Here is a 22,352-nt window from a genome sequence, read left to right as displayed (position 1 = left end):
GCCGGCTACGCGCTAGTGTTCATCTTTGTTGGAACACGTTTGACCGCGTGAGACTACGTGGACCCCGGGAGGCACGGCGGATGCTCGCTCAGCAGCGGCAGGCGGCCATCCTGGAGCGGGTCCGGTCGACGGGCGGCGTCCGGGTGACCGAGCTGGCCATCGAGTTCGGCGTCTCCGACATGACCATCCGGCGCGACCTGGAGGCGCTGCACGAGCGCGGCCTGCTGGCCAAGGTGCACGGCGGCGCCACGGCGGCCGGCCCTAGCTCGACCGACGAGCCTGGCTTCCACGCCAAGTCGGTCCGCCAACTGCCCGAGAAGGCCGCCATCGCGGACCGGGCCGCCCAGTTGGTCCGGCCGGGCGCCGCGGTCGCGCTCTCCGCCGGCACCACCACCGCCGAGCTGGCCCGCAGGCTGGTGGATGTTCCCGGCCTGACCGTCGTGACCAACTCGCTGCCGGTCGCCGAGATCCTGCACGCCGCCGGTCGGCCGGACCAGACGGTGGTGCTCACCGGCGGCGTACGCACACCCTCGGACGCGCTGGTCGGCCCGCTCGCGGTCGGCACCGTCCGGACGCTGCATCTGGACCTGCTCTTTCTCGGGGTGCACGGCATCAGCGAACGGGCCGGCTTCACCACGCCGAACCTGATGGAGGCGGAGACCGACCGGGCACTGGTCGCGGCGGCGGACCGGCTGGTGGTGCTCGCCGACCACACCAAGTGGGGCACCGTCGGCATCTCCTCGATCGTCGAGCTGGCCGCGGCGCACGTCCTGGTGAGCGACGACCGGTTGCCTCCGCCCGCCCGACGGGTACTCGAGGAACAGGTGGGCGAATTGATCATCGTGAAGGCGACGGGGGCGGGCCGCGTGACGCGCACGCCGACGAGTGAGGGGACGGCGCAGTGAAGCGCACCGCGATCGACCTGGCCGACGGCCGGGAGCTGATCTACTTCGACGAGCGCGACGACGCCGTCCGCGACCAGCCGGACCGCCGGGACCTCCCGCCGCCACCCCCCGCGTCCCAACTGCGCTACGACCCGCTGACCGACGAGTGGGTGGCGGTCGCCGTGCACCGGCAGACCCGCACCTTCCTCCCGCCGGCGAACGAGTGCCCGCTCGACCCGTCGGTCGGCGACCGCCTGACCGAGATCCCGGCCCCCGACTACGACGTGGTGGTCTTCGAGAACCGCTTCCCGTCGCTGAGCGGCCGGGTGGCCGACGAACCCGGGGAGATCACCCCGTTCACGCCGGTCCGGCCGGGCCTCGGCCGGTGCGAGGTCGTCTGCTTCACCTCGGACCACAACGCCTCCTTCGCGAGCCTCCCCCCGAGCCGGGTCCGCACCGTGCTGGACGCGCTCGCCGACCGGACCGAGGTGCTCGGCGAGCTGCCCGGCGTGGAGCAGGTGTTCTGCTTCGAGAACCGGGGCGTCGAGATCGGTGTCACGCTGCACCACCCGCACGGGCAGATCTACGCGTACCCCTTCGTGACGCCGCGCACCCGGGCGCTGCTGGCCGCGGCACGCCGGCACGCCGAGCGGACCGGCGGAGGCAACCTCTACGCGGACGTGCTGGCCGCCGAACGCGCAGCCGGCGACCGGGTGGTCGTCGAGAACGAGCACTGGACGGCGTTCGTGCCGGCGGCGGCCCGCTGGCCGTTCGAGGTGCACGTCGCGCCGCGCCGCGTCGTGCCGGACATCCCGGCGCTCAGCGACAGCGAGCGGGACGCCTTCGGGCCGCTCTACCTGGACCTGCTGCGCCGCTTCGACGGGCTGTTCGACATGCCGATGCCGTACATCGCGGCGTGGCACCAGGCGCCGGTACGGATCGACCGCGAGCTGGGCCACCTGCACCTTCAGCTGTTCAGCATCCGGCGCGCCAAGGACAAGTTGAAGTACCTGGCCGGCTCCGAGTCCGGGATGGGCGTCTTCATCAACGACATCTCCCCCGAACGCGCCGCCGACCTCCTGCGCGCCGCCTGAGACAGGCCGGAAACAGGGCGCGGGGGGCCCGGGACAGGGCCCCCCGCAGGGAAGGGACGGCTGGCTGTGCTCGACACAGCCGGGAAGGCTGGCTGATCGGCACGCATGCCGCGGGTCGACCGCGGTCAACCTTCCTGGACGCGACTGGCATCTCGTCCACCCTGGTCAACGAGGCGCGCCGGTCGGGGTGACGCGGGCGGTGTGTCGACCGCGGACACGCCGGAGCCCGCCGGCGGGTGCCGACGGGCTCCGTTGCTGCGGTACGCGTGGATCAGGCGCCGATCTTGCGCGCCAGGTTCTCGTCGAGCGCGTTCATGAACTCGTCGGTGGTCAGCCACGGGGCGTCGCGCGAGATGAGCAGCGCGAGGTCCTTGGTCATCTGGCCGCCCTCGACGGTGTCGACGATGACCTGCTCCAGGGTGTTGGCGAACTCGGTCACCGCCGGCGTGCCGTCCAGCTTGCCCCGGTGGGCGAGGCCCCGGGTCCAGGCGTAGATCGACGCGATCGGGTTGGTCGAGGTCTTCTCGCCCTTCTGGTACTGCCGGTAGTGCCGGGTGACAGTGCCGTGCGCGGCCTCGGCCTCGACGGTACGACCGTCCGGGGAGAGCAGGACCGAGGTCATCAGACCCAGCGAGCCGAAGCCCTGCGCGACGGTGTCGGACTGCACGTCACCGTCGTAGTTCTTGCAGGCCCAGACGTAGCCGCCCTCCCACTTGAGCGCGGCGGCGACCATGTCGTCGATGAGCCGGTGCTCGTAGGTGATGCCAGCGGCGGCGAACTCGTCCTTGAACTCGTTCTCGAACACCTCGGCGAAGATGTCCTTGAACCGGCCGTCGTACGCCTTGAGGATGGTGTTCTTGGTGGACAGGTAGACCGGGTAGTTGCGGTCCAGGCCGTACCGGAACGACGCCCGGGCGAAGTCCCGGATCGACTCGTCGTAGTTGTACATGCCCATGGCGATGCCGCCGCCGGGGAAGTTGGCGACCTCCATCTCCATCGGCGCGCCGCCGTCGGCCGGGGTGTAGGTGATGGTCACGGTGCCCGGGCCGGGGACGACGAAGTCGGTGGCCTTGTACTGGTCACCGTGGGCGTGCCGGCCGATGATGATCGGCTTCGTCCAGCCGGGGACCAGCCGCGGCACGTTGGACATGATGATCGGCTCACGGAAGACGACGCCGCCGAGGATGTTGCGGATCGTGCCGTTCGGCGACCGCCACATCTTCTTCAGGCCGAACTCCTCGACCCGGGCCTCGTCCGGGGTGATGGTCGCGCACTTGACGCCGACGCCGTGCTCCTTGATGGCGTTGGCGGCGTCGATGGTGACCTGGTCGTCGGTCTCGTCGCGGTGCTGGATCGACAGGTCGTAGTAGTGCAGGTCGACGTCGAGGTAGGGCAGGATCAGCTGCTCCCGGATCTGCTTCCAGATGATCCGGGTCATCTCGTCGCCGTCGAGTTCCACGACCGGGTTGTTTACCTTGATCTTCGCCATCGGCCGGCGCTCCTCTCGGGGGACACGTGCTCAAGCAGTACGAGCGTACTGGAAACGAGCCGGCAGCCCCCAGCCGGCCTCGGCCGGCCGGCGGAAACCGGGCTGCACGGCGCAGAAACCTCCTGACATCATCACCCGATGCCACTGAGCCGCACCCTCGGGTCTATCACGGTCACCGCGCTCACCGACTCCGAGGGTGCCTTCTTCCAGCCCCGGACGGAGGCGTTTCCGCACGCCACGGCGGCGCACTGGCGGGAGGCCGACCGGCGCGACCCGACCTCCGTGACCGCCGACGGGCAGTGGTGGCTACCGTTCCGCAGCTTCGCCATCCGGGCCGGCGACGGGCCGGTGACCCTCATCGACGCCGGGATCGGCCCGGCCGACGCGCCCGCCGCGAGCTGGGCGCCCGTGCCCGGTCGGCTGCCCGCCGAACTGGCCGCCGCCGGCATCGACCCGGCCGACGTCGACACCGTCGTGCTGACCCACCTGCACAGCGACCACATCGGCTGGGCGGTGACCGGCAATCCTGGGCGGCCGTACTTCCCGAACGCGAGCTACCTGCTGCAACGCGCCGAGCTGGACGCCGCGGAAAAGATCAATCCCGGGCTGCCGGCCGGCCTGGTCGCGCCGTTGCGCGCCGCCGGCCAGCTCCGGGTCGTGGACGGCGAGACGGCCCTCACCCCTGCGGTACGCCTACTGGCCACCCCGGGGCACACCCCCGGCCACCAGTCGGTGCTCCTGACGTCGGCCGACCAGCGGATGCTGCTCACCGGCGACCTGCTGGTGCACGCCGTGCAACTGGTCGACCCCGACCTGTCGTACGCCCACGAGGAGGACCCCGACGAGGCCCGCCGATCCCGCACCACCCTCCTCAAGGCCCTCTCCCCCACCCTCCTGGCCACCCCCCACCTCGGCACCCCCTTCACCCCCGCCTAACCCGCCCCCGCCGCCCGCCCCGGGCCGGCCCGGCCCCGGCCCCGCCCCGGGCCGGGCCCGGCCCCGGCCCCGCCCCGGCTCCCGCCCGGCCCCGTTGATCATGAGGTTATTGCTCCGACACGCCGGACGGGCCGGCAACAACTTCATGATCGACGGGGTGGCGGAGGCCCGGGGCAGGGGGTGGGGGCCGGGGGGAGATGTGGAAGGGGCGCGCCGGCGGTGCCGGCGCGCCCCTTCCGGGTCTGTCTGGTGCGGTCACATGTTCGCGACGTCGCCCTGCTTGGCGCGGACGGCGTCGGCGGCCGCCAGGAGGCTGGCCCGCTCGTCGGCGTCCAGGTCGGTCTCGACGACCCGCTTGACGCCCTCGGCACCGATCTCGGCCTCGACGCCCAGGTAGACGCCGGAAATGCCGTACTCGCCGTCGACCCACGCGCAGACCGGCATGACCTCGCCGGAGTCCTCGGCGACGGCCTTGGCCATCCGGGCCGCGGCGGCGGACGGGGCGTAGTACGCCGAACCGGTCTTGAGCAGCGCGACCACCTCGGCGCCACCGTTGCGGGTCTTGACGACCAGCTCCTCGATCTGCTCCGCCGGCATCGCCTCGCGCAGCGGCTTGCCGTTGACCGTGCTCTTCGAGGGCACCGGGACCATGGTGTCGCCGTGCGAGCCCAGGGTGAGCGTCTTCACCGATGCGACCGGCACGTTCAGCGCCTCGGCGACGAAGTTGGTGAACCGGGCGCTGTCCAGCATGCCGGCCTGGCCGAGCACCCGGTTCTTCGGGAACTGGGTGGCGAGCTGCGCCAGCGCGGTCATCTCGTCCAGCGGGTTGGAGACCACGATGACGACGGCGTTCGGGGCGTACTTGGCGACGTTCTCGGCGACCTGCCGCACGATCTTGGCGTTGGTCTCCAGCAGGTCCATCCGGCTCATGCCCGGCTTGCGCGGCAGGCCAGCGGTGATCACCACGACGTCGGAGCCCTCGATGGCTTCGTAGCCCTCACCGTTCGGGCCGGTGGTCACGCCGACCACCTTGGTCTCGAAGCCCTCGATGGCCCGCGACTGGTTGAGGTCGAGTGCGAGACCCGCGGGCTTGCCCTCAACGATGTCGGTGATCACGACGGTGTCGAAGACGTCGTACTCGGCCAGGCGCTGTGCGGTGGTGGAGCCGTAGAAGCCAGCCCCGACGACAGTGACCTTCTTACCCATGGTCGTCCCACTCCCTGATACCAGTCGGTTTTCCGGACCGTATCAGTCATCCTGGCACCGATCAGGCCAGGGGCGGACGGTTACGGCCTCGGTGGGTTAAGAAGGGCCCCTTACCCTGCACCAGGCGTTAACAAGGTGCCCTTCCTTACACGTCAGCCGCGCTCGGCGCGCTCGACGACGTTGCTGAGCAGCATGGCCCGGGTCATCGGGCCGACGCCGCCGGGCATCGGGACGAGCGCGCCGGCCGTCTCGGCGACGCCCGGGTCCACGTCGCCGGTGTAGCGGCCCTTGCCGTCCGGGCCGATCACCCGGGTGATGCCGACGTCCACCACCACCGCGCCAGGGTTGATCATGTCGGCGGTGAGCAGACCCGGTACGCCGGCCGCGACGATGACGATGTCGGCGGCCCGGGTGTGCGACGCGAGGTCGAGCGTGCCGGTGTGGCACAGGGTGACCGTGGCGTTCTCACTGCGCCGGGTGAGCAGCAGGCCGAGCGGGCGGCCGACGGTGTTGCCCCGGCCGACCACCGCGACGGTGGCGCCGCGCAGCGCCACGTCGTGCCGGCGGAGCAGTTCCACGATTCCGCGCGGCGTGCAGGGCAGCGGGCCGTCGTACCCGAGGACGAGCCGGCCCAGGTTGACCGGGTGCAGGCCGTCGGCGTCCTTGGCCGGGTCGATCAGTTCCAGCACCCGTTGGGTGTCCAGGTGGGCCGGCAGCGGCAGCTGGACGATGTAGCCGTGGCACGCCGGGTCGGCGTTCAGCTCGGCCAGCACGTCGTCGACCTGCTGCTGGGTGGCGTCGGCCGGCAGCTCCCGGCGGATCGAGGCGATGCCCACCTCGGCGCAGTCCCGGTGCTTGCCGTTGACGTACGCCTGGCTGCCCGGGTCCGCCCCGACGAGCACCGTGCCCAGCCCGGGAGTGATGCCGCGCTCCGCGAGCGCCTTCACCCGTATCCGCAGCTCGTCCTTGATCTCCGCCGCGGTCGCCTTGCCGTCCAGAAGCGTCGCCGTCACGATCAGATCGTCTCACGGCTGCGGCCCACCATTCGGACGACCTCAACGGGCCGGCGGCCGAGATCCCAGCCAATCGCCGACAGTAACGAAGTGTGACGTGTTGCTCGTCACTGTCGGTGACGGTTTGTGGAGCTCGTCACCGCCGAACAGGACAGGTGGCGACGGACGACCGAAACCCGGCGGCAGGCTCGCAGCAGCCCTTTCGGGCCGAGCCCATCACACAAGGTACGTGAACCGGCCGGAGGATGCGCACCTCAGTGGCGGTAAGGCACGTTGGCGCTAGCAGGTTCCGGAGCACCTGGCAAGGGAGGGCACCCCGGACCGTTACGCAGCCGCAACCGGGTCGTTGTCGAAGCCCGTCGGCCGACCTACCGTTACCGCTTGTTGCGCAGCGTAAACCCAGCGTCGGGCTTGACTGCGCAGCGTGAGGAGATGAGGAGGCTCAATGCGAGTTCGTAGGCTCGCCGCCTGGACCGCCCTCCCGCTCGCGGTGACGCTGGGCCTCGCGGCCTGCGGCAGCGGCGGAGACGGTGGGTCCAGCAGCGGCAGTTCGACTGTCAGCATCCAGATCGCGGAACCGAAGCACCTGGTTCCGACCAACACCACCGAGACGTCCGGTGCGCAGGTGCTCACCGGCCTGTTCTCCCCGCTCGTCGACTACGACGCCCAGAACAAGCCGTACGAGGTCGCGGCCCAGTCCGTGACGTCGTCGGACAACAAGGTCTGGACGATCAAGCTCAAGGACGGCTTCACCTTCCACAACGGTGAGAAGGTCACGTCCGAGGACTACATCAACGCCTGGAACTACGGCGCGTACGCCCCCAACGGGCAGGACAGCAACTACTTCTTCGAGAAGATCGCTGGCTACCCGGACCTGCAGGGCAAGGCGCCGAAGGCCAAGGAGATGTCCGGCCTGAAGAAGGTCGACGACCTCACCTTCCAGGTGACGCTCGCCGAGCCGTACATCGACTTCCGGACGATGCTCGGCTACACCGCGTTCTACCCGATGCCGGAGGCTGCGTTCTCCGCCCCGGGCGTGCTCAAGGACTCCTACGAGCAGGCGCCGATCGGGCAGGGCCCCTTCAAGATGAAGGGCACCTGGCAGCACGACAGCAAGATCGATGTCGAGCGGTACGACGCCTACCCGGGCGAGAAGCCCAAGGTGAAGGACATCCAGTTCCGGATCTACCAGCAGCTCACCGCGGCCTACGCGGACGTCCTGGCGGACAACCTGGACGTGCTGCCCACGATCCCGACCGAGAGCCTGAGCACCGCTCCGACCGACCTCGGTGACCGGTACAAGACCAGCCCGATGTCGTCGTTCCAGTTCCTCGCGTTCCCGACGTTCGACAAGGACTACAGCAACCCGGACGTGCGCAAGGCCATCTCGATGGCGATCGACCGGGACGAGATCACCAAGTCGGTCTTCAAGGGTTCGCAGCAGTCGGCCCGCTCGTTCGTCTCGCCGGTGCTGCCGGGCTACCGGGAGAACAGCGCTGGCGCGGCCGGGGAGTTCAACCCGACCGAGGCCAAGAAGCTCTACCAGGCCGCGGGTGGTCCGTCGAAGATCGTCATCTCGTACAACGGCGATGGCGGCCACAAGGACTGGGTCGACGCCACGGTCAACCAGCTCAAGGCCAACCTGGGTGTCGACGCTGTCGGCTCGGCCGAGCCGAAGTTCGCCGACCTGCTGACCAAGGTCGAGAAGAAGACGCCGGTGGGTGCCTTCCGGATGGGTTGGGTCATGGACTACCCGACCATGGAGGACTACCTCGGCCCGCTGTACAGCACCAACGGCTCGTCGAACTACTACGGCTACAGCAACCCGGAGTTCGACAAGCTCGTCAAGGAGGGTTCCGCCGCCAAGACGCAGGACGAGGCGATCGCCAAGTACCAGCAGGCGGAGGACATCCTGGCCAAGGACATGCCGGTGATCCCGCTCCGCTTCGGCGAGAACGTGTTCGGCCACTCGTCCAAGGTCAAGAACGTCGAGATGGACCTGTTCCAGCGGGTCAACCTCGTCAAGATCGAAGCGGCCAGCTGAGCTGACCATGGTGCGGGCCACCCGGGCGATGACGCCCGGGTGGCCCGGACCGCGCTCCCCGGGTCCGGGCCACGGACCCGGCCTCGGTAGCGCCGGCTATCCCCGGGCCGGACGGGCGGGCATCCCGGATATTTCGGGTACGACCAGAGATGCCGTCCTGCGACCCTTTCGCACATTTCCGGAGAGACTGCTAAGCATGTTCCGCTACATCTTGCGGCGCCTACTGCAGATGGTCCTGGCGTTCTTCGGGACCACCCTGATCGTCTACGCGCTGATGTTCGCCGGCCAGGGCGACCCCATCCAGGCCCTCGCCGGTGAGCGGCCGGTGACCGAAGCCCAGCGGGCCTACCTGACCGAGAAGTACCACCTGGACGCCACAGGCGTCGGCGGCTTCTTCTACCGCTACTTCGACTACGTCAAGAGCCTGCTCCAGGGCGACCTCGGCCAGTCGCTGACCGGCCGCCAGATCGGCGACATCCTGCAGGCGGCCTGGCCGGTCACAGTGAAGCTCGCGCTCATCGCGCTCGCCGTGGCGATCATCTTCGGGGTCACCGCGGGCGTGGTCGCCGGCATCCGCCGGGCCAGCATCTTCGACAACTCGACGCTGGTGCTGACCCTGCTGGTGCTGGGTATCCCGACCATCGTGCTGGCGCCGCTCGCGCAGTACTTCCTGGGCGTCAAGTGGCAGCTCTTCCCGCCCACCGCCGGTTCCGAGCCGACGTTCTACGCGCTGCTGCTGCCGGGCATCGTGCTCGGTTCACTGTCGCTGGCCACCGCCCTGCGGCTGACCCGCACCTCGGTGGCGGAGAACCTGCGCGCCGACTACGTACGGACCGCCCGGTCCAAGGGCCTGGTCAAGCGCCGCATCGTCACCGTGCACGTGCTGCGGAACTCGCTCATCCCCGTGGTCACCTTCCTCGGTGTGGAGCTGGGCAACCTGATGAGTGGCGCGATCATCACCGAGGGCGTCTTCAACATTCCCGGCGTGGGCTTCAACCTCTTCCGCGGCATCCGCACCGAGGACGGCCCCCTGGTGGTGGGCATCGTCAGCGTGCTCGTCGTGGTCTACCTGGTCTCGAACCTGGTGGTGGACGTCCTGTACGCCGTACTCGACCCGAGGATCCGCTATGAGTGACTTTGAAACTGTGGCGGCCACCGAGAACCAGGCCGCGCGCCGTGGCCCCTCGGGCGAGCCGGGCACGCCGAACCAGATCGGTGCGCCGAACAAGGCCCGCAGCCTGGCCGGGGACGCCTGGCGCGACCTGCGCCGCAACCCGATCTTCTGGATCTCGCTGGCGCTGGTCGTCGTCTTCGCCCTGATGGCCCTGGTTCCCGGGGTCTTCACGGCAAACAGCCCGAACGACTGCCTGCTCTCCCGGCAGCACGCCGGACCGTCCGGAGGCGCCATCTTCGGGTACGACTTCCAGGGCTGCGACACGTACGCCCGGGCGGTCTACGGCACGCGGGCCTCGCTGCTGGTCGGCGCGCTCTCCGCGCTCGGCACCGGGGTCATCGCGCTCGTGGTCGGCATGCTGGCCGGGTACTTCGGCCGTTGGGTCGACGCGGTGCTCTCCCGGGTGATCGACGTGGTGCTCGGCATCCCGCTGCTGCTGGCCGCGATCGTGCTGCTCAAGCGAGTGTCCAGCGACAGCGTGAACGCCCGGATCGCCGCGGTGATCTTCGTGCTGGCGATCCTGGGCTGGACCACGGCCGCCCGGGTCGTGCGCTCCTCGGTGATCACCGCCAAGGAGCAGGACTACGTGGCGGCGGCCCGGATGCTCGGTGCCGGCCACGGCCGGATCATGTGGCGGCACATCCTGCCGAACTCGCTGGCCCCGGCCATCGTCGTGCTGACCATCGCGCTCGGCTCATTCATCGCCGCCGAGGCGACGCTCTCGTTCCTGGGCATCGGCCTGAAGGCGCCGACCATCTCGTGGGGCCAGGACATCGACACCGGCCGCATCCACATGCGGGAGGCGGCCACACCGCTGCTCGTCCCGTCGGCCTTCCTCGCGCTGACCGTGCTGGCGTTCATCATGCTCGGCGACGCGATCCGTGACGCCTTCGACCCGAAGCTGCGGTGAGAATCTCATGACCCACTCCACCGTCCAACCCACGCCCGCCTCCGCCACACCGGAGGGCGGCCACCTGCTCGAGCTCCGGGACCTGCACGTCGAGTTCCGGACCAACGAGGGTGTGGCCCGGGTGATCAACGGCGTGTCGTACCACCTGGACGCCGGGGAGACTCTCGCCGTGCTCGGCGAATCCGGCTCCGGCAAATCGGTCACCGCCCAGGCGATCATGGGCATCCTGGACACCCCGCCCGCGTTCGTCCGCTCCGGCCAGATCCTCTACCAGGGTCAGGACCTGCTCACCCGCTCCGAGGAGCAGCGCCGGCAGGTCCGCGGCAAGGAGATCGCGATGATCTTCCAGGACGCGCTCTCCGCGTTGAACCCGGTGTTTCCGGTCGGTTGGCAGATCGGCGAGACGCTGCGCCAGCGCGCCGGCATGTCACGGGGTGACGCCCGCCGCCGGGCCATCGAACTGATGGACCTGGTCAAGATCCCGGGTGCCGCGAAGCGGATCGGCGACTACCCGCACCAGTTCTCCGGCGGCATGCGGCAGCGCGTCATGATCGCCATGGCGTTGGCGCTGGACCCGAAGGTGCTGATCGCCGACGAGCCCACCACGGCGCTCGACGTGACCGTGCAGGCCCAGATCATGGACCTGCTGGCCGACCTGCGCCGGGAACTCAACATGGCGATGATCCTGATCACCCACGATTTGGGCGTGGTCGCCGGTGTCGCGGACCGGATCGCTGTCATGTACGCCGGCCGGATCGTCGAGCATGCCGACGTCCGCTCGCTCTACAAGGCGCCGGCCCACCCGTACACCAAGGGGTTGCTGGAGTCGATCCCGCGGATGGACGTCCGCGGCCAGGAGCTGTCGACGATCAAGGGGCTCCCGCCGAACCTGATGCGGATTCCCTCCGGTTGCCCGTTCCACCCCCGGTGCCCGTACGTCCAGCAGGTCTGCGTGGACGTGGTGCCGCACGACCTGGTCCTCGGCGACGGCCGGACCAGCGAATGCCACTTCGCGCAGGAGGTCCGTGATGACAGCGCCCGCTAGCTCCACCAAGGTCCGGGGCGAGACCATCCTCTCCGTCGACAACCTGGTCAAGCACTTCCCGATCAGTCAGGGCGTGTTGTTCCAGCGGCAGATCGGCGCGGTCAAGGCCGTCGACGGAGTGAGCTTCGAGCTGCGCCGCGGTGAGACGCTGGGCGTGGTCGGCGAGTCGGGCTGCGGGAAGTCCACCCTCGCCCGGCTGCTGATGCGGCTGGAGACGCCCACCTCCGGGCGCGCCACCCTGGAGGGCAAGGACCTGTTCAAGGCCTCCGGAGCCGAGCTGCGCCGGGTGCGCCGCAACATGCAGATGGTCATGCAGGACCCGTACACCTCGCTCAACCCGCGGATGACCGTCGGCGACATCATCGGTGAGCCGTTCGAGATCCACCGCGACGCCGCGCCGAAGGGCAGCCGGGATCGACGGGTCCAGGAGCTGCTCGATGTGGTCGGGCTCAACCCGGAGCACATCAACCGGTACCCGCACCAGTTCTCCGGCGGTCAGCGTCAGCGCATCGGCATCGCCCGGGCGCTCGCGCTGCGGCCCGAGGTGATCGTCTGCGACGAGCCGGTGTCGGCGCTGGACGTCTCCATCCAGGCCCAGGTGATCAACCTGCTGGAGCAGCTCCAGGACGAGTTCGGGCTCTCGTACATCTTCATCGCCCACGACCTGTCGGTGGTGCGGCACATCGCCGACCGGGTCGCGGTGATGTACCTCGGCCGGATCGTCGAGATCGGCACCGAGGACGAGATCTACGAGCGGGCCACCCACCCGTACACCCAGGCGCTGCTCTCGGCGGTGCCGGTCCCGGACCCGGAGGCACGCGACCAGCGCAACATGATCCGGCTGGTCGGCGACGTGCCCAGCCCGGCCGACCCGCCGAGCGGCTGCCACTTCCGGACGCGCTGCTGGAAGGCCCAGGACATCTGCGCCGTCGAGGATCCGCAGACCGTGCCCCGTGCCGCGGACCCACACCCGTCGGCCTGCCACTTCGCCGAACTCCGCCCGCCAACCCCAACCCTCTAACCCACCCCACCCGCCCCCACGCCGCCCCGCGCTGCCCCCCGCCGCCCCGCGCCGCCCCCCACGCCGTCGATCTAGGGCTCATCGCTGCTGTTCGAGATCAACGAGCGACAACATGCCCTAGATCGGCGCGGGGTGGGGGTGCGGGCGGGGCGCGGGGGCGGGGAGAGGCGCGGGGCGCGGGGGCGGGAGGGTTAGTGGAAGAAGTGGCGGGTGCCTGTCAGGTACATGGTGACGTTGGCTTTCTTGGCCGCGGCGATGACCTCTTCGTCGCGGATCGAGCCGCCGGGCTGCACGATGGCGCGGACGCCGGCGTCGATGAGGATCTGCGGGCCGTCGGCGAACGGGAAGAACGCGTCCGACGCGGCGACTGACCCCCGGGCCCGGTCGGCGCCCGCGCGGCTGACCGCCAGTTGCGCCGAGTCGACCCGGTTGACCTGCCCCATGCCGACCCCCACGGTGGCGCCGTCCCGGGCGAGCAGGATCGCGTTGCTCTTCACCGCGCGGACCGCCCGCCAGGCGAACGCGAGGTCCCGCAGCAACTCCTCGTCGGCGGCCTCGCCGGTCGCCAACTGCCAGGTCGCCGGGTCGTCGCCGGGGGCGTCCACCCGGTCGGCGACCTGGGCCAGCACGCCACCGGTCACCGGCCGCAACTCCACAAGCCCCGGCGTCCAGGCCGGCGCCCGCAGCAGCCGGATGTTCTTCTTGCCCTGCAACACCTCCACCGCGCCCTCGTCGAAGCCGGGGGCGACCACCACCTCGGTGAAGATGTCGGCCACCTGCCGGGCCAACTCGACCGAGACCGGACGGTTGACCGCAATCACGCCGCCGTACGCCGACACCGGGTCGCAGGCGTGCGCCTTGCGGTGCGCCTCGGCCACGTCCGCGCCCACAGCGATGCCGCACGGGTTGGCGTGCTTGATGATCGCGACGGCCGGCTGGTCGGCGAAGTCGTTCGCGGCCCGCCAGGCGGCGTCCGCGTCGACGTAGTTGTTGTACGACATCTCCTTGCCGTGCAACTGCTCGGCCTGGGCCAGCCCCGCCGGGGCGTCCGGGTCGGTGTAGAGCGCGGCGGGCTGGTGCGGGTTCTCGCCGTAGCGCAGCGCTGTCGACTTGCGCAGCACCAGCCCCGCGAACTGCGGCCACCAGTCGTCGGCGGGCGCCAACTCCTGGGCGCACCACCGGGCCACGGCCACGTCGTACTCGGCGATGTCGGCGAACGCCCTGGCGGCCAGCGCGCGGCGCTGGGCCAGTGTGAAGCCCCCCTCGCCGAGCGCGCCGATCAGCGCCGGGTAGCCGGCCGGGTCGGTGAGGACGGCGACCGACGCGTGGTTCTTGGCGGCGGCCCGGACCATGGCCGGGCCGCCGATGTCGATCTGCTCCACACACTCCTCGACGCCGGCGCCGGACGCGACGGTCGCCTGGAACGGGTAGAGGTTGGAGACCAGCAGGTCGAACGCGGCCACTCCCAGCTCGTCGAGCTGCGCGACGTGGGTGTCCTTGCGCAGGTCGGCGAGGAGACCGGCGTGCACCTTCGGGTGCAGGGTCTTCACCCGGCCGTCGAGCACCTCGGGGAAGCCGGTCACCGTCTCCACCGGCGTCACCGGCACCCCGGCGGCGGCGATGGTGCCCGCCGTGCTGCCGGTGGACACGATCTCCACACCGGCCGCGTGCAGGGCCTGGGCCAGCTCGACCAGCCCGGTCTTGTCGTAGACGCTGACCAGCGCCCGCCTGATCGGGCGGCGCCCGTCCTGAGTGGAACTCACGGAACCGTGACCTTCCTTCCGGTGATGGTCCAGCCTTCGCGGACCAGACGGCCGACCTGCTCGACGAGCTGGCGCCGCTCGGCTTCCTTGATGCGCTCGGTGAGCGTCTCCACGTCGTCGGAGTCGAGGACCGGAACCGCGACCTGCGCCACGATCGGCCCGGTGTCCATGCCGGCGTCGACGAAGAAGAGCGTGGCCCCGGTGAGCTTCACGCCGTAGGCGAGAGCGTCGCGCGGGCCGTGGATGCCGGGGAACGCCGGCAGCAGGGTGTTGTGCGTGTTCAGGTAGCGGTCACCGAAGGCGGCGAGGAAGTGCGGGCCGACCAGCTTGAGGAACCCGGCGGAGATGACCAGGTCGGGTTGGTGCTTCGCGACGTGCGCGGTGAGCGCCCGGTCCCAGTCCTCCCGGGTGTCGTGGTCGCGGACCCGCTCGACGAACGTCGGCACGCCGGCGGCCGCGGCCCGGTCCAGGCCCGCGATGCCGTCACGGTCCGCGCCGACCGCGACGACCTGTGCGCCGTACGCGGGGTCGGCGGCGGCGTCCAGCAGCGCCTGCAGGTTGCTCCCGGAGCCGGAGACGAGGACGACGATGCGGGCGGCGGACGCGGGCTCGGTCACTTGGCCACCCTATCGGGCAGGTCAGGACACCCATCGGCTGGGCGGCGCGCCGATCTTTGACAGTGCCGACGGGCATCGACCCGGTACGCTGCCGGTCGCTCGGGCTGGACGCTGTGCCGGCCCGCACCCCGTCGCTGATCCGGCACGCCAGCCGTGTCGTTGGAATGAGGAGCACCCCGTGCAGCCCGGTTACCACCCCCAGCAGCAGCCGCCACCGATCAACAACAACATGACGATGTCGATCGTCGCCATCTTCCTCTTCTGGCCGCTGGCCATCCCGGCGATCATCAACGCGTCGAAGGTCAACCCTCTGCTCCAGCAGGGCGACTACGCAGGGGCCCAGGCGGCCGCCGCGGAGTCGCGGAAGTGGTCGAAGTGGGCCCTGATCGTGGGCATCGCGTGGTATGTCATCTTCTTGGTGTGCTGTGCTTTGGGCGGTCTTGGCGCGATCATGAGTAGCGACAACAACAGCAGCTACTGACGGAACCAGTCCAAGGAGCTTCTCGAATGCAGCCCGGTAACCCCGGTCAGGACCCGTACGGCCAGCAGCCCAATCAGGACCCGACCGCCCCCCAGCCGCCGCACGACCCGTACGCCCCGCCGCCGGCCGCCCCGTACGGCCAGCCGCCGCAGAACCCGTACGGCCAGCAGCCCACCTCCGGGCAGCCCTACGGCCAGCAGCCCACCTCGGGGCAGCCGTACGGCCAGCAGCCGCCGTACCAGGACCCGTACGGCCAGCAGCAGCAGCCGCCGTACGGCGCGCCGACGTACCCGAACGCCGGCTACCCACAGCAGGCGCAGGGGCAGAACAACACCCTCGGCCTGGTGTCGATGATTCTCGGTATCGCGTCGATCCCGCTGGTCTGCTGTCTCTACCTGGGCATCCCGCTCGGCATCGCGGGCGTGGTGACCGGTTACCTGGCCCGGCAGAAGGTCGCCCAGGGCCAGGCCAGCAACGCCGGGCAGGCCAAGGCCGGCCTGATCTGCGGCGCCGTTGGTGTCGGGCTGGGCATCCTGCTGCTCATCCTGAGCGTCGTGGCGCAGGTCAGCCTTCCGACCCAGCCCTGACCGGTCTGATCGTGACGGGGCGCTCTGGATTCGTCCGGGGCGCCCCGCGGTCGCACCGGTGGCGCGTGGTCACTGAGCTGGGGCACGGGTGAGCGCGCGGGTGGCGGCGGCACCGAGCAGCGCGCCAACCGCGATGACACCGCCCGTCACGAGGCCGACCTGCCAGGCCACCGGCCCGAGCTGCGCCAGCCGGCCGGCGCCGAGCGGGCCGCCGGAGACCTTGGCGGCCACGCCGACCAGCACGCCGGCCACCGGCCCGGCCAACGCTGCCGGCGCCAGCAACTGGGCCCAGCGCCGCGGGGCCCGCTCCGGCCCGGCGACCCGGGCCACCCGCCGGGCGAGCAGCCAGCCGGCGACCATCCCGACCAGCACCGGCACCGCGAGCAGCAGGGCGCCGAGGCCGTCCACCGGGCCGCGCGGCAGGCCGGCGAGCAGCGGTACGGCCGGCAGCGCGCCGACCGACACCTCACTGGTGCGGACCGCGGTGTCGGTGCCGACCATGAAGCCCGGCCCGAGTAGATAACTCGTCGACCAGATCGCGGCGTTCGGCGCGTACGCCACGCTTACCAGCGTGATGCCGGCCTGCCCTGCCACCCCGGTCCGGTACGCCCCGATCATGTCCGCCGCATCCCCACCGCTGGTGGCCACCGCCAGGCCGGCCGCGCCGGCACCCGCCCCGAGCAGCAGCAGCACGGCCACCAGCCCGGTGCGCACGCCGTCCCGTAGTGGACCCGGCATCCGGGCGACGAGCAGCCGGGTGACGGCGGTGATCCGGGTCGCGCCGACCAGCGCGGCGAGCGTGCCGACGACCGCGAACGTGGCTGCCGCCCGTATCGGGGACACCGCCGGCCCACCGGCGCCGACCAGCACCGCCGCCAGGGCGCCGAGCAGCGCGTACGCCATGCCGACCGCGCCCGCGGCGAGCAGCGCGCGGCGCGGTGAGCGGGTGTCGCGGGCCCCGATCGCGCGGCTGACGTGCACGCCGGCCCGGGTCAGCCGCCAGAGCGCCAGCACGGTCAGCGCCAGTGGGGCGAGCGCGAACGGGCCGGACTCGGTGCGCAGCGGCACACCGTGCCCGAGGAGCCAGCCGGCCAGCGCGGTGCGCACTGTGCCGCTCAGAGTCGCGGAATCCGCGCCGAGCTGGACCAGGCCGAGCACGATGGCGACCGGCAGGTACGAGGTGAGTGCGGCCCAGCCGGCGGCCACCCCGGCGGCGACGGGCAGTGGTGCGCGCCCGCGCGGCGACCCACCGGCGCGGGGTGCGGGCACCCGCCGGGCCGGCACGGCACGGCCGACGGGCCGGTCGTCGGCACTCACACCGCCGGCACGGCTCGGATGGTCAGGGGTGACGGGGGACATCCGCTCTACTCTGGCACGTCCCGGGTGCGGGAGCAGTCCGTTAAGCCACCCCGAAGGGCGGCGAGTTGACCGAATCCGGCTTCGGGACGAGCGGCCCGGTCTAGCCTCGGCCCTGAGGGATCGGCTGTCGCCGCCGCCCGGGTCGGATCCGCCGGTCGCGGTCCAGGTCGACCCACCGTCCATGACTTCCGGGAGTACGCCGTGACGAGCGCATACCCGCCGCCCCCGCCACCACCGGCGAGGGGACGGGACCGGACCACCCTCTGGGGCGTGCTGGGCATCGTGCTGGGCCTGATCTGCTGCGGCATCCTCGGCATCATCTTCGGCTACCTGTCCATCCGCGACGCCCGGCGGTACAACCAGTCGCCGGTCCTCGGCTACCTCGCCATCGCGTTCGGCGTGATCAACATCATCGGCGGAGCGATCCTGCGCTCCACCGGCAACTACCCGTTCTGGAACAACGACTGAGCGGGCTGGTCAGCCGACGAGCCGATGCTCGTACCGCAGGCCGCCACGGCCGTCGACACGGATCTCCCGGGTGGTGCGCGCAGGGGGCCGACCGGAACCGGTCGACCCCCTGCGGTGTTGCCTGGTCCGTTCAGCTGCCGGACATGATCTCGCGCATCAGGCGGGCGGTCTCGGTCGGCGTCTTGCCGACCTTGACTCCGACCGCCTCCAGCGCCGCCTGCTTCGCCTCGGCGGTGCCGGCCGAACCGGAGATGATCGCCCCGGCGTGGCCCATGGTCTTGCCGGGCGGCGCGGTGAAGCCGGCGATGTAACCGACCACCGGCTTGGTGACGTTCGCCTTGATGAACTCGGCGGCCCGCTCCTCAGCGTCACCGCCGATCTCACCGATCATGACGATGGCGTCGGTCTCCGGGTCGGCCTCGAACGCCTTCAGGGCGTCGATGTGGGTGGTCCCGATGATCGGGTCGCCACCGATGCCGACGCAGGTGGAGAATCCGATGTCGCGCAGCTCGTACATCATCTGGTAGGTCAGGGTGCCGCTCTTGCTGACCAGGCCGATTCGGCCGGAGCCGGTGATGTCGGCCGGGATGATGCCGGCGTTGGAGGCGCCCGGCGAGGCGATGCCCGGGCAGTTCGGCCCGATGATCCGGGTCCGCTCGCCCTGCGCCAGGTTGTACGCCCAGAAAGCGGCGGTGTCGTGCACCGGCACACCCTCGGTGATCACCACGGCCAGCGGGATCGCGGCGTCGATCGCCTCGACCACGGCGGCCTTGGTGAACTGCGGCGGCACGAAGATGACAGTGACGTCCGCCCCGGTCTCGGCCATCGCGTCCGCGACGGACGCGAAGACCGGCAGCTCTGTGCCGTCGAAGTCGACCTTCTGGCCCGCCTTGCGCGGGTTGACGCCACCGACGACGTTGGTGCCGGCGGCGAGCATCCGCCGGGTGTGCTTGGAACCCTCGGAACCGGTCATCCCCTGCACGATGACCTTGGAGTCCTTGGTCAGCCAGATAGCCATGATCAGACCCCCGCAGCTGCCAGCTCGGCGGCCCGCTCGGCCGCGCCGTCCATGGTGTCGACCCGCTGGATCAGCGGGTTGTTCGCGTCGTCGAGGATCGCCCGTCCGGCCTCGGCGTTGTTGCCGTCGAGGCGGACGACGAGCGGCTTGGTGACCTTCTCACCACGCTGCTCCAGCAGGGCCAGCGCCTGCACGATGCCGTTGGCGACCGCGTCGCAGGCGGTGATCCCGCCGAAGACGTTGACGAAGACGCTCTTCACCGACGGGTCGGAGAGGACGATCTCCAGGCCGTTCGCCATCACCGCGGCGCTCGCGCCGCCGCCGATGTCGAGGAAGTTGGCCGGCTTGACGTTGCCGTGCCGCTCACCGGCGTACGCGACCACGTCGAGGGTCGACATGACCAGACCCGCGCCGTTGCCGATGATGCCGACCTCGCCGTCGAGCTTGACGTAGTTGAGGTCCTTCTCCTTGGCGGCCTGCTCCAGCGGGTCCACCGAGGCCTGGTCGACCAGGGCCTCGTGGTCCGGGTGCCGGAACGCGGCGTTCTCGTCAAGGGTGATCTTGGCGTCGAGCAGCAGCATCCGCCCGTCGCCGTTCTTCGCCAGCGGGTTGACCTCGACCAGGGTGGCGTCCTCGGCGACGAACGCCTGCCACAGGCCGACGGCCACCTCGACCACCTGGTCGGCGACCTCGGCCGGGAAGCCGGCCGCGGAAACGATCTCCCGCGCCTTGGCCTCGTCGACGCCGACGTTCGCGTCGATCGGAGCCTTGACCACGCGATCCGGGGTTTCGGCGGCGACCTGCTCGATGTCCATGCCGCCGGCGACGCTGGCGATGCAGAGGAAGGTGCGGTTCGCCCGGTCGAGCAGGTACGAGAAGTAGTACTCCTCGGCCACGTCCGCGGTCACCGTGATCATGACCTTGTGGACGGTGTGACCCTTGATGTCCATGCCGAGGATGTCGGTGGCCCTGGCCACCGCCTCATCCGGGCCCTCGGCCAGCTTGACGCCGCCGGCCTTGCCTCGGCCGCCGACCTTCACCTGCGCCTTGACGACCACCCGACCGCCGAGGCGTTCGGCGATCGCGCGGGCCTCCTCCGGGGTAGTGGCGACGCCGCCGGCGAGCACGGGCAAGCCGTGCCGCTCGAACAGGTCCCGCCCCTGGTACTCGTACAGGTCCACGATTGCGCGTCCCGTCCCGTCTCCGCGGCGCGCCGTCGCGCCGCCACCAGCGTTCAGAAAACAGTTTGACGCCTGTCATCACTTGACACAGGCCATTGGCCGCAGCCTAGCGAGGTGGGCACGACCGGCAACCGAGCGGGTGCACGGTGTGCGGTAATGCACAACCAGGCGTCGGACACGGCCGGTTCCCGGCGCGGCGCGGGCGGCGTCAGCCGTCCGGGCGATGTTGCCGAGGGTGCGTAACCCGGCCGTCGGGGCGTCGTTGAGTCAGGTGTCGGAGCGCTGATCAGCGCGATGACGGGAGACGGCCGATGCCCTGTCGGTCGAGGGGTGGCGGCGGGGCATCGTGCATAGAGGGGCCGGACGTGTGAGGGGTGCGTCCGGCCCCTCCCCCGTGCCCGGCCCCGCCGACGATCCGTTCCGGCGTGCCTCAGGCGACCGGCTGCGCGACGTTCTGCCGGACCCACTCCACGATCGACTGGGTGGTGGCGCCCGGCGTGAAGATCTTGGCGACGCCCAGCTTCTCCAACTCGGGGATGTCGCCGTTGGGGATGATGCCGCCGCCGAACACGACGATGTCCCGCGCGTCCCGCTCGCCGAGCAGTTCCAGCACCCGACGGAAGAGCGTCATGTGCGCGCCGGAGAGAACGGAGAGACCGACCGCGTCGGCGTCCTCCTGGATGGCGGTCTCCACGATCTGCTCGGGAGTCTGGTGCAGGCCGGTGTAGACGACCTCCATCCCGGCGTCCCGCAGGGCCCGCGCGACCACCTTGGCGCCCCGGTCGTGGCCGTCCAGGCCTGGCTTGGCGACGACGACCCGAATACGAGAGCTCATCAGCGCACACCTTTCACCGGCTTCACGGCCTTCACCTGAACGAACGGTAACCCGGCCGGCCGGGCCCGGGAAATCCGGGCCGGAAAACACGCCCGGCGCTGCGCCAGCCCCGGGAAACGGTCACGGCGAGTACGGGTCGGCACCCGCCGGACTCCGACGGCCCTCGTCGTCAAGCCGGACGACTCCGCCGGACCGGTCACGGTCGGCGACGAACGGGCAGTAACGAGGGCACCGATTGACGTCACGAGGCGTGACAATCATGGACGCAAACGGACAGACCGACACGCCAATTCGGCGCTCTGGCTTGTGACTCGTCTGGTGGTTGGCTAACGTGTCCACGGTTGTCATCAAGTCCAAGGACGGGTGACGACGCGGTCAGCGGAGGTTCACCGGAGCTTCACGAACCTCCACCGGCCGCCTCGGAACCCCGACAACGGAGGGTGTGCGTGCGCCAGCGCCTGTCGTCTGAGCCCGATAGATATCGCGGTCGTCGCCGCGTACCCACCCCCCCGCGCAGCCGTTACGCCGCGGTCGTCACCACCGCCTTCGTCGGAGCCGGCATCGTCGCGCTCGGCGCCAGCGCCCTTCCGGACGCCAAGGACGTCAGCCCGTCGGTGCTCGACGAGCTGAAGCAGGCGTCGATCACCAGCCAGGACGCCGCGGCCCGTGCCGACAACGCCGACCGCGCCTCCCGCGCAGACCGGGGCAACGACGCGGCCGAGCCCGAGCTCTGGTTGCTGCCACTGCAGGGCTACGACTTCAACTCTCCCTACGGGGTGCGCTGGGGCAAGATGCACACCGGCGTGGACCTGGTGGTCGCCGAGGGCACGCCCTACGTGGCGATCCACGACGGGCTGGTCACCAAGGCCGGCTGGTTCGGCGGGTACGGCTACGCGGTGATCGTCCAGCACGCCGACGGCAGCGAGGCCATCTACGGCCACTCCTCCGCCCTGAGCGTCAAGGAGGGGCAGCGGGTCAAGGCGGGCGATCAGCTCGGCCTGGTCGGCCAGACCGGCCACGCCTACGGCACCCACCTGCATCTTGAGATCCATGTCAAGGGCGAGCCGATCGACCCCGTGCCGTTCCTGGAAGACCGCAGAGTGGACATCAAGCTGGGAGTCGAGGCAATCTACAACGAGGTAGCCGCGTCCTGACGCTGCGTACTGACCGTTGACCGCCCGGATCTGTTGATCCGGGCGGTTTTTTGTCGCTGGTGTGGACCGAATG

General features: G+C 70.6%; 21 protein-coding genes. 12 read left to right on the top strand and 9 right to left on the bottom strand.

Annotation, left to right across the window (positions count from 1 at the left end):
- Nucleotides 1-80: 80 nt before the first annotated feature.
- Nucleotides 81-905, top strand: a complete 825-nt coding sequence (locus GA0070607_RS16830) for a DeoR/GlpR family DNA-binding transcription regulator (RefSeq protein WP_089019056.1) — start codon at nucleotides 81-83, stop codon at nucleotides 903-905.
- Complete coding sequence (gene galT, locus GA0070607_RS16825) at nucleotides 902-1,978, top strand: galactose-1-phosphate uridylyltransferase (RefSeq protein ID WP_089019055.1); 1,077 nt, start codon at nucleotides 902-904, stop codon at nucleotides 1,976-1,978. Before GA0070607_RS16830 ends, galT begins: the two co-directional genes overlap by 4 nt.
- A gap of 271 nt (nucleotides 1,979-2,249) precedes the next feature.
- On the opposite strand, the gene GA0070607_RS16820 is transcribed toward galT, so the two are convergent.
- Nucleotides 2,250-3,467, bottom strand: coding sequence for an NADP-dependent isocitrate dehydrogenase (locus GA0070607_RS16820; RefSeq protein WP_089019054.1), 1,218 nt, complete (start codon nucleotides 3,465-3,467; stop codon nucleotides 2,250-2,252).
- 138 nt (nucleotides 3,468-3,605) lie between these two features.
- Here GA0070607_RS16820 and GA0070607_RS16815 point away from each other — a divergent pair, with 138 nt between their 5' ends.
- Nucleotides 3,606-4,403, top strand: a complete 798-nt coding sequence (locus tag GA0070607_RS16815; RefSeq protein ID WP_089019053.1) for an MBL fold metallo-hydrolase — start codon at nucleotides 3,606-3,608, stop codon at nucleotides 4,401-4,403.
- 255 nt (nucleotides 4,404-4,658) lie between these two features.
- Here the strand turns inward: GA0070607_RS16815 and GA0070607_RS16810 are convergent, their stop codons facing one another.
- Both GA0070607_RS16810 and GA0070607_RS16805 read right to left on the bottom strand, forming a co-directional pair.
- Nucleotides 4,659-5,609, bottom strand: a complete 951-nt coding sequence (locus GA0070607_RS16810) for a malate dehydrogenase (protein WP_089019052.1) — start codon at nucleotides 5,607-5,609, stop codon at nucleotides 4,659-4,661.
- A gap of 152 nt (nucleotides 5,610-5,761) precedes the next feature.
- On the bottom strand, nucleotides 5,762-6,622 hold the full coding sequence (locus GA0070607_RS16805) for a bifunctional methylenetetrahydrofolate dehydrogenase/methenyltetrahydrofolate cyclohydrolase (protein ID WP_089019051.1): 861 nt from the start codon (nucleotides 6,620-6,622) through the stop codon (nucleotides 5,762-5,764).
- Nucleotides 6,623-7,067: 445 nt separating this feature from the next.
- On the opposite strand from GA0070607_RS16805, the gene GA0070607_RS16800 reads away from it, so the two are divergent.
- From GA0070607_RS16800 to GA0070607_RS16780, 5 genes are all read left to right on the top strand, one after another.
- Complete coding sequence (locus GA0070607_RS16800; RefSeq protein ID WP_089019050.1) at nucleotides 7,068-8,666, top strand: peptide ABC transporter substrate-binding protein; 1,599 nt, start codon at nucleotides 7,068-7,070, stop codon at nucleotides 8,664-8,666.
- Between the two features lie 196 nt (nucleotides 8,667-8,862).
- Nucleotides 8,863-9,801, top strand: a complete 939-nt coding sequence (locus GA0070607_RS16795; protein ID WP_089019049.1) for an ABC transporter permease — start codon at nucleotides 8,863-8,865, stop codon at nucleotides 9,799-9,801.
- Nucleotides 9,794-10,750, top strand: coding sequence for an ABC transporter permease (locus GA0070607_RS16790; protein ID WP_089019048.1), 957 nt, complete (start codon nucleotides 9,794-9,796; stop codon nucleotides 10,748-10,750). The genes GA0070607_RS16795 and GA0070607_RS16790 overlap by 8 nt, the downstream gene beginning before the upstream one ends.
- Before the next feature lie 7 nt (nucleotides 10,751-10,757).
- Nucleotides 10,758-11,795 (top strand): ABC transporter ATP-binding protein, encoded by a 1,038-nt coding sequence (locus GA0070607_RS16785; RefSeq protein WP_089019047.1) that lies wholly within the window; start codon nucleotides 10,758-10,760, stop codon nucleotides 11,793-11,795.
- Nucleotides 11,779-12,816, top strand: a complete 1,038-nt coding sequence (locus GA0070607_RS16780) for an ABC transporter ATP-binding protein (protein WP_089019046.1) — start codon at nucleotides 11,779-11,781, stop codon at nucleotides 12,814-12,816. Before GA0070607_RS16785 ends, GA0070607_RS16780 begins: the two co-directional genes overlap by 17 nt.
- A 191-nt stretch (nucleotides 12,817-13,007) precedes the next feature.
- Here GA0070607_RS16780 and purH read toward each other — a convergent pair whose 3' ends face one another.
- Together purH and purN are read right to left on the bottom strand one after the other, a co-directional pair.
- On the bottom strand, nucleotides 13,008-14,579 hold the full coding sequence (gene purH, locus GA0070607_RS16775; protein ID WP_089019045.1) for a bifunctional phosphoribosylaminoimidazolecarboxamide formyltransferase/IMP cyclohydrolase: 1,572 nt from the start codon (nucleotides 14,577-14,579) through the stop codon (nucleotides 13,008-13,010).
- Complete coding sequence (purN, locus tag GA0070607_RS16770) at nucleotides 14,576-15,196, bottom strand: phosphoribosylglycinamide formyltransferase (RefSeq protein WP_089019044.1); 621 nt, start codon at nucleotides 15,194-15,196, stop codon at nucleotides 14,576-14,578. The genes purH and purN overlap by 4 nt, the downstream gene beginning before the upstream one ends.
- Before the next feature lie 178 nt (nucleotides 15,197-15,374).
- Between purN and GA0070607_RS16765 the strand changes: the two genes are divergently transcribed.
- Together GA0070607_RS16765 and GA0070607_RS16760 are read left to right on the top strand one after the other, a co-directional pair.
- Complete coding sequence (locus GA0070607_RS16765) at nucleotides 15,375-15,677, top strand: CD225/dispanin family protein (protein ID WP_089019043.1); 303 nt, start codon at nucleotides 15,375-15,377, stop codon at nucleotides 15,675-15,677.
- A 26-nt stretch (nucleotides 15,678-15,703) separates the two neighbouring features.
- Entirely contained in the window at nucleotides 15,704-16,264 is a 561-nt protein-coding gene (locus tag GA0070607_RS16760; RefSeq protein WP_089019042.1) for a DUF4190 domain-containing protein, read from the top strand.
- A gap of 69 nt (nucleotides 16,265-16,333) precedes the next feature.
- Here GA0070607_RS16760 and GA0070607_RS16755 read toward each other — a convergent pair whose 3' ends face one another.
- Nucleotides 16,334-17,623, bottom strand: coding sequence for a cell division protein PerM (locus tag GA0070607_RS16755; protein ID WP_089019041.1), 1,290 nt, complete (start codon nucleotides 17,621-17,623; stop codon nucleotides 16,334-16,336).
- A gap of 201 nt (nucleotides 17,624-17,824) precedes the next feature.
- Between GA0070607_RS16755 and GA0070607_RS16750 the strand changes: the two genes are divergently transcribed.
- Nucleotides 17,825-18,091, top strand: coding sequence for a hypothetical protein (locus tag GA0070607_RS16750; protein ID WP_089019040.1), 267 nt, complete (start codon nucleotides 17,825-17,827; stop codon nucleotides 18,089-18,091).
- A gap of 130 nt (nucleotides 18,092-18,221) precedes the next feature.
- On the opposite strand, the gene sucD is transcribed toward GA0070607_RS16750, so the two are convergent.
- The 3 genes from sucD to GA0070607_RS16735 all read right to left on the bottom strand — a co-directional run bounded on the left by sucD (nucleotide 18,222) and on the right by GA0070607_RS16735 (nucleotide 21,125).
- A complete protein-coding gene (gene sucD, locus GA0070607_RS16745; RefSeq protein WP_089019039.1) occupies nucleotides 18,222-19,109 on the bottom strand; it encodes a succinate--CoA ligase subunit alpha in 888 nt (295 codons plus the stop codon).
- A 2-nt stretch (nucleotides 19,110-19,111) separates the two neighbouring features.
- Entirely contained in the window at nucleotides 19,112-20,290 is a 1,179-nt protein-coding gene (gene sucC / locus GA0070607_RS16740) for an ADP-forming succinate--CoA ligase subunit beta (RefSeq protein WP_089019038.1), read from the bottom strand.
- Between the two features lie 430 nt (nucleotides 20,291-20,720).
- Complete coding sequence (locus tag GA0070607_RS16735) at nucleotides 20,721-21,125, bottom strand: cobalamin B12-binding domain-containing protein (RefSeq protein ID WP_074314422.1); 405 nt, start codon at nucleotides 21,123-21,125, stop codon at nucleotides 20,721-20,723.
- Between the two features lie 446 nt (nucleotides 21,126-21,571).
- Here GA0070607_RS16735 and GA0070607_RS16730 point away from each other — a divergent pair, with 446 nt between their 5' ends.
- Nucleotides 21,572-22,279 carry a M23 family metallopeptidase gene (locus GA0070607_RS16730; RefSeq protein WP_089019037.1) on the top strand — a complete coding sequence of 236 codons (708 nt, stop codon included), beginning with the start codon at nucleotides 21,572-21,574 and terminating at the stop codon, nucleotides 22,277-22,279.
- Nucleotides 22,280-22,352: the final 73 nt, after the last annotated feature.

This window comes from Micromonospora coriariae (genome assembly GCF_900091455.1).
Lineage (GTDB): Bacteria > Actinomycetota > Actinomycetes > Mycobacteriales > Micromonosporaceae > Micromonospora > Micromonospora coriariae.
The sequence above is the reverse complement of the archived record's forward strand: the minus strand, read 5'-3'. Positions and strand labels throughout refer to the sequence as shown.

Bases quoted from the DNA above. Each gene is read 5' to 3' on its own strand.
- GA0070607_RS16830 (WP_089019056.1), top strand. From the start codon at position 81: ATGCTCGCTCAGCAGCGGCAGGCGGCCATCCTGGAGCGGGTCCGGTCG.
- GA0070607_RS16820 (WP_089019054.1), bottom strand. From the start codon at position 3,467: ATGGCGAAGATCAAGGTAAACAACCCGGTCGTGGAACTCGACGGCGAC.
- GA0070607_RS16815 (WP_089019053.1), top strand. From the start codon at position 3,606: ATGCCACTGAGCCGCACCCTCGGGTCTATCACGGTCACCGCGCTCACC.
- GA0070607_RS16810 (WP_089019052.1), bottom strand. From the start codon at position 5,609: ATGGGTAAGAAGGTCACTGTCGTCGGGGCTGGCTTCTACGGCTCCACC.
- GA0070607_RS16800 (WP_089019050.1), top strand. From the start codon at position 7,068: ATGCGAGTTCGTAGGCTCGCCGCCTGGACCGCCCTCCCGCTCGCGGTG.
- GA0070607_RS16795 (WP_089019049.1), top strand. From the start codon at position 8,863: ATGTTCCGCTACATCTTGCGGCGCCTACTGCAGATGGTCCTGGCGTTC.
- GA0070607_RS16790 (WP_089019048.1), top strand. From the start codon at position 9,794: ATGAGTGACTTTGAAACTGTGGCGGCCACCGAGAACCAGGCCGCGCGC.
- GA0070607_RS16785 (WP_089019047.1), top strand. From the start codon at position 10,758: ATGACCCACTCCACCGTCCAACCCACGCCCGCCTCCGCCACACCGGAG.
- GA0070607_RS16780 (WP_089019046.1), top strand. From the start codon at position 11,779: ATGACAGCGCCCGCTAGCTCCACCAAGGTCCGGGGCGAGACCATCCTC.
- GA0070607_RS16760 (WP_089019042.1), top strand. From the start codon at position 15,704: ATGCAGCCCGGTAACCCCGGTCAGGACCCGTACGGCCAGCAGCCCAAT.
- GA0070607_RS16755 (WP_089019041.1), bottom strand. From the start codon at position 17,623: ATGTCCCCCGTCACCCCTGACCATCCGAGCCGTGCCGGCGGTGTGAGT.
- sucD (WP_089019039.1), bottom strand. From the start codon at position 19,109: ATGGCTATCTGGCTGACCAAGGACTCCAAGGTCATCGTGCAGGGGATG.
- GA0070607_RS16735 (WP_074314422.1), bottom strand. From the start codon at position 21,125: ATGAGCTCTCGTATTCGGGTCGTCGTCGCCAAGCCAGGCCTGGACGGC.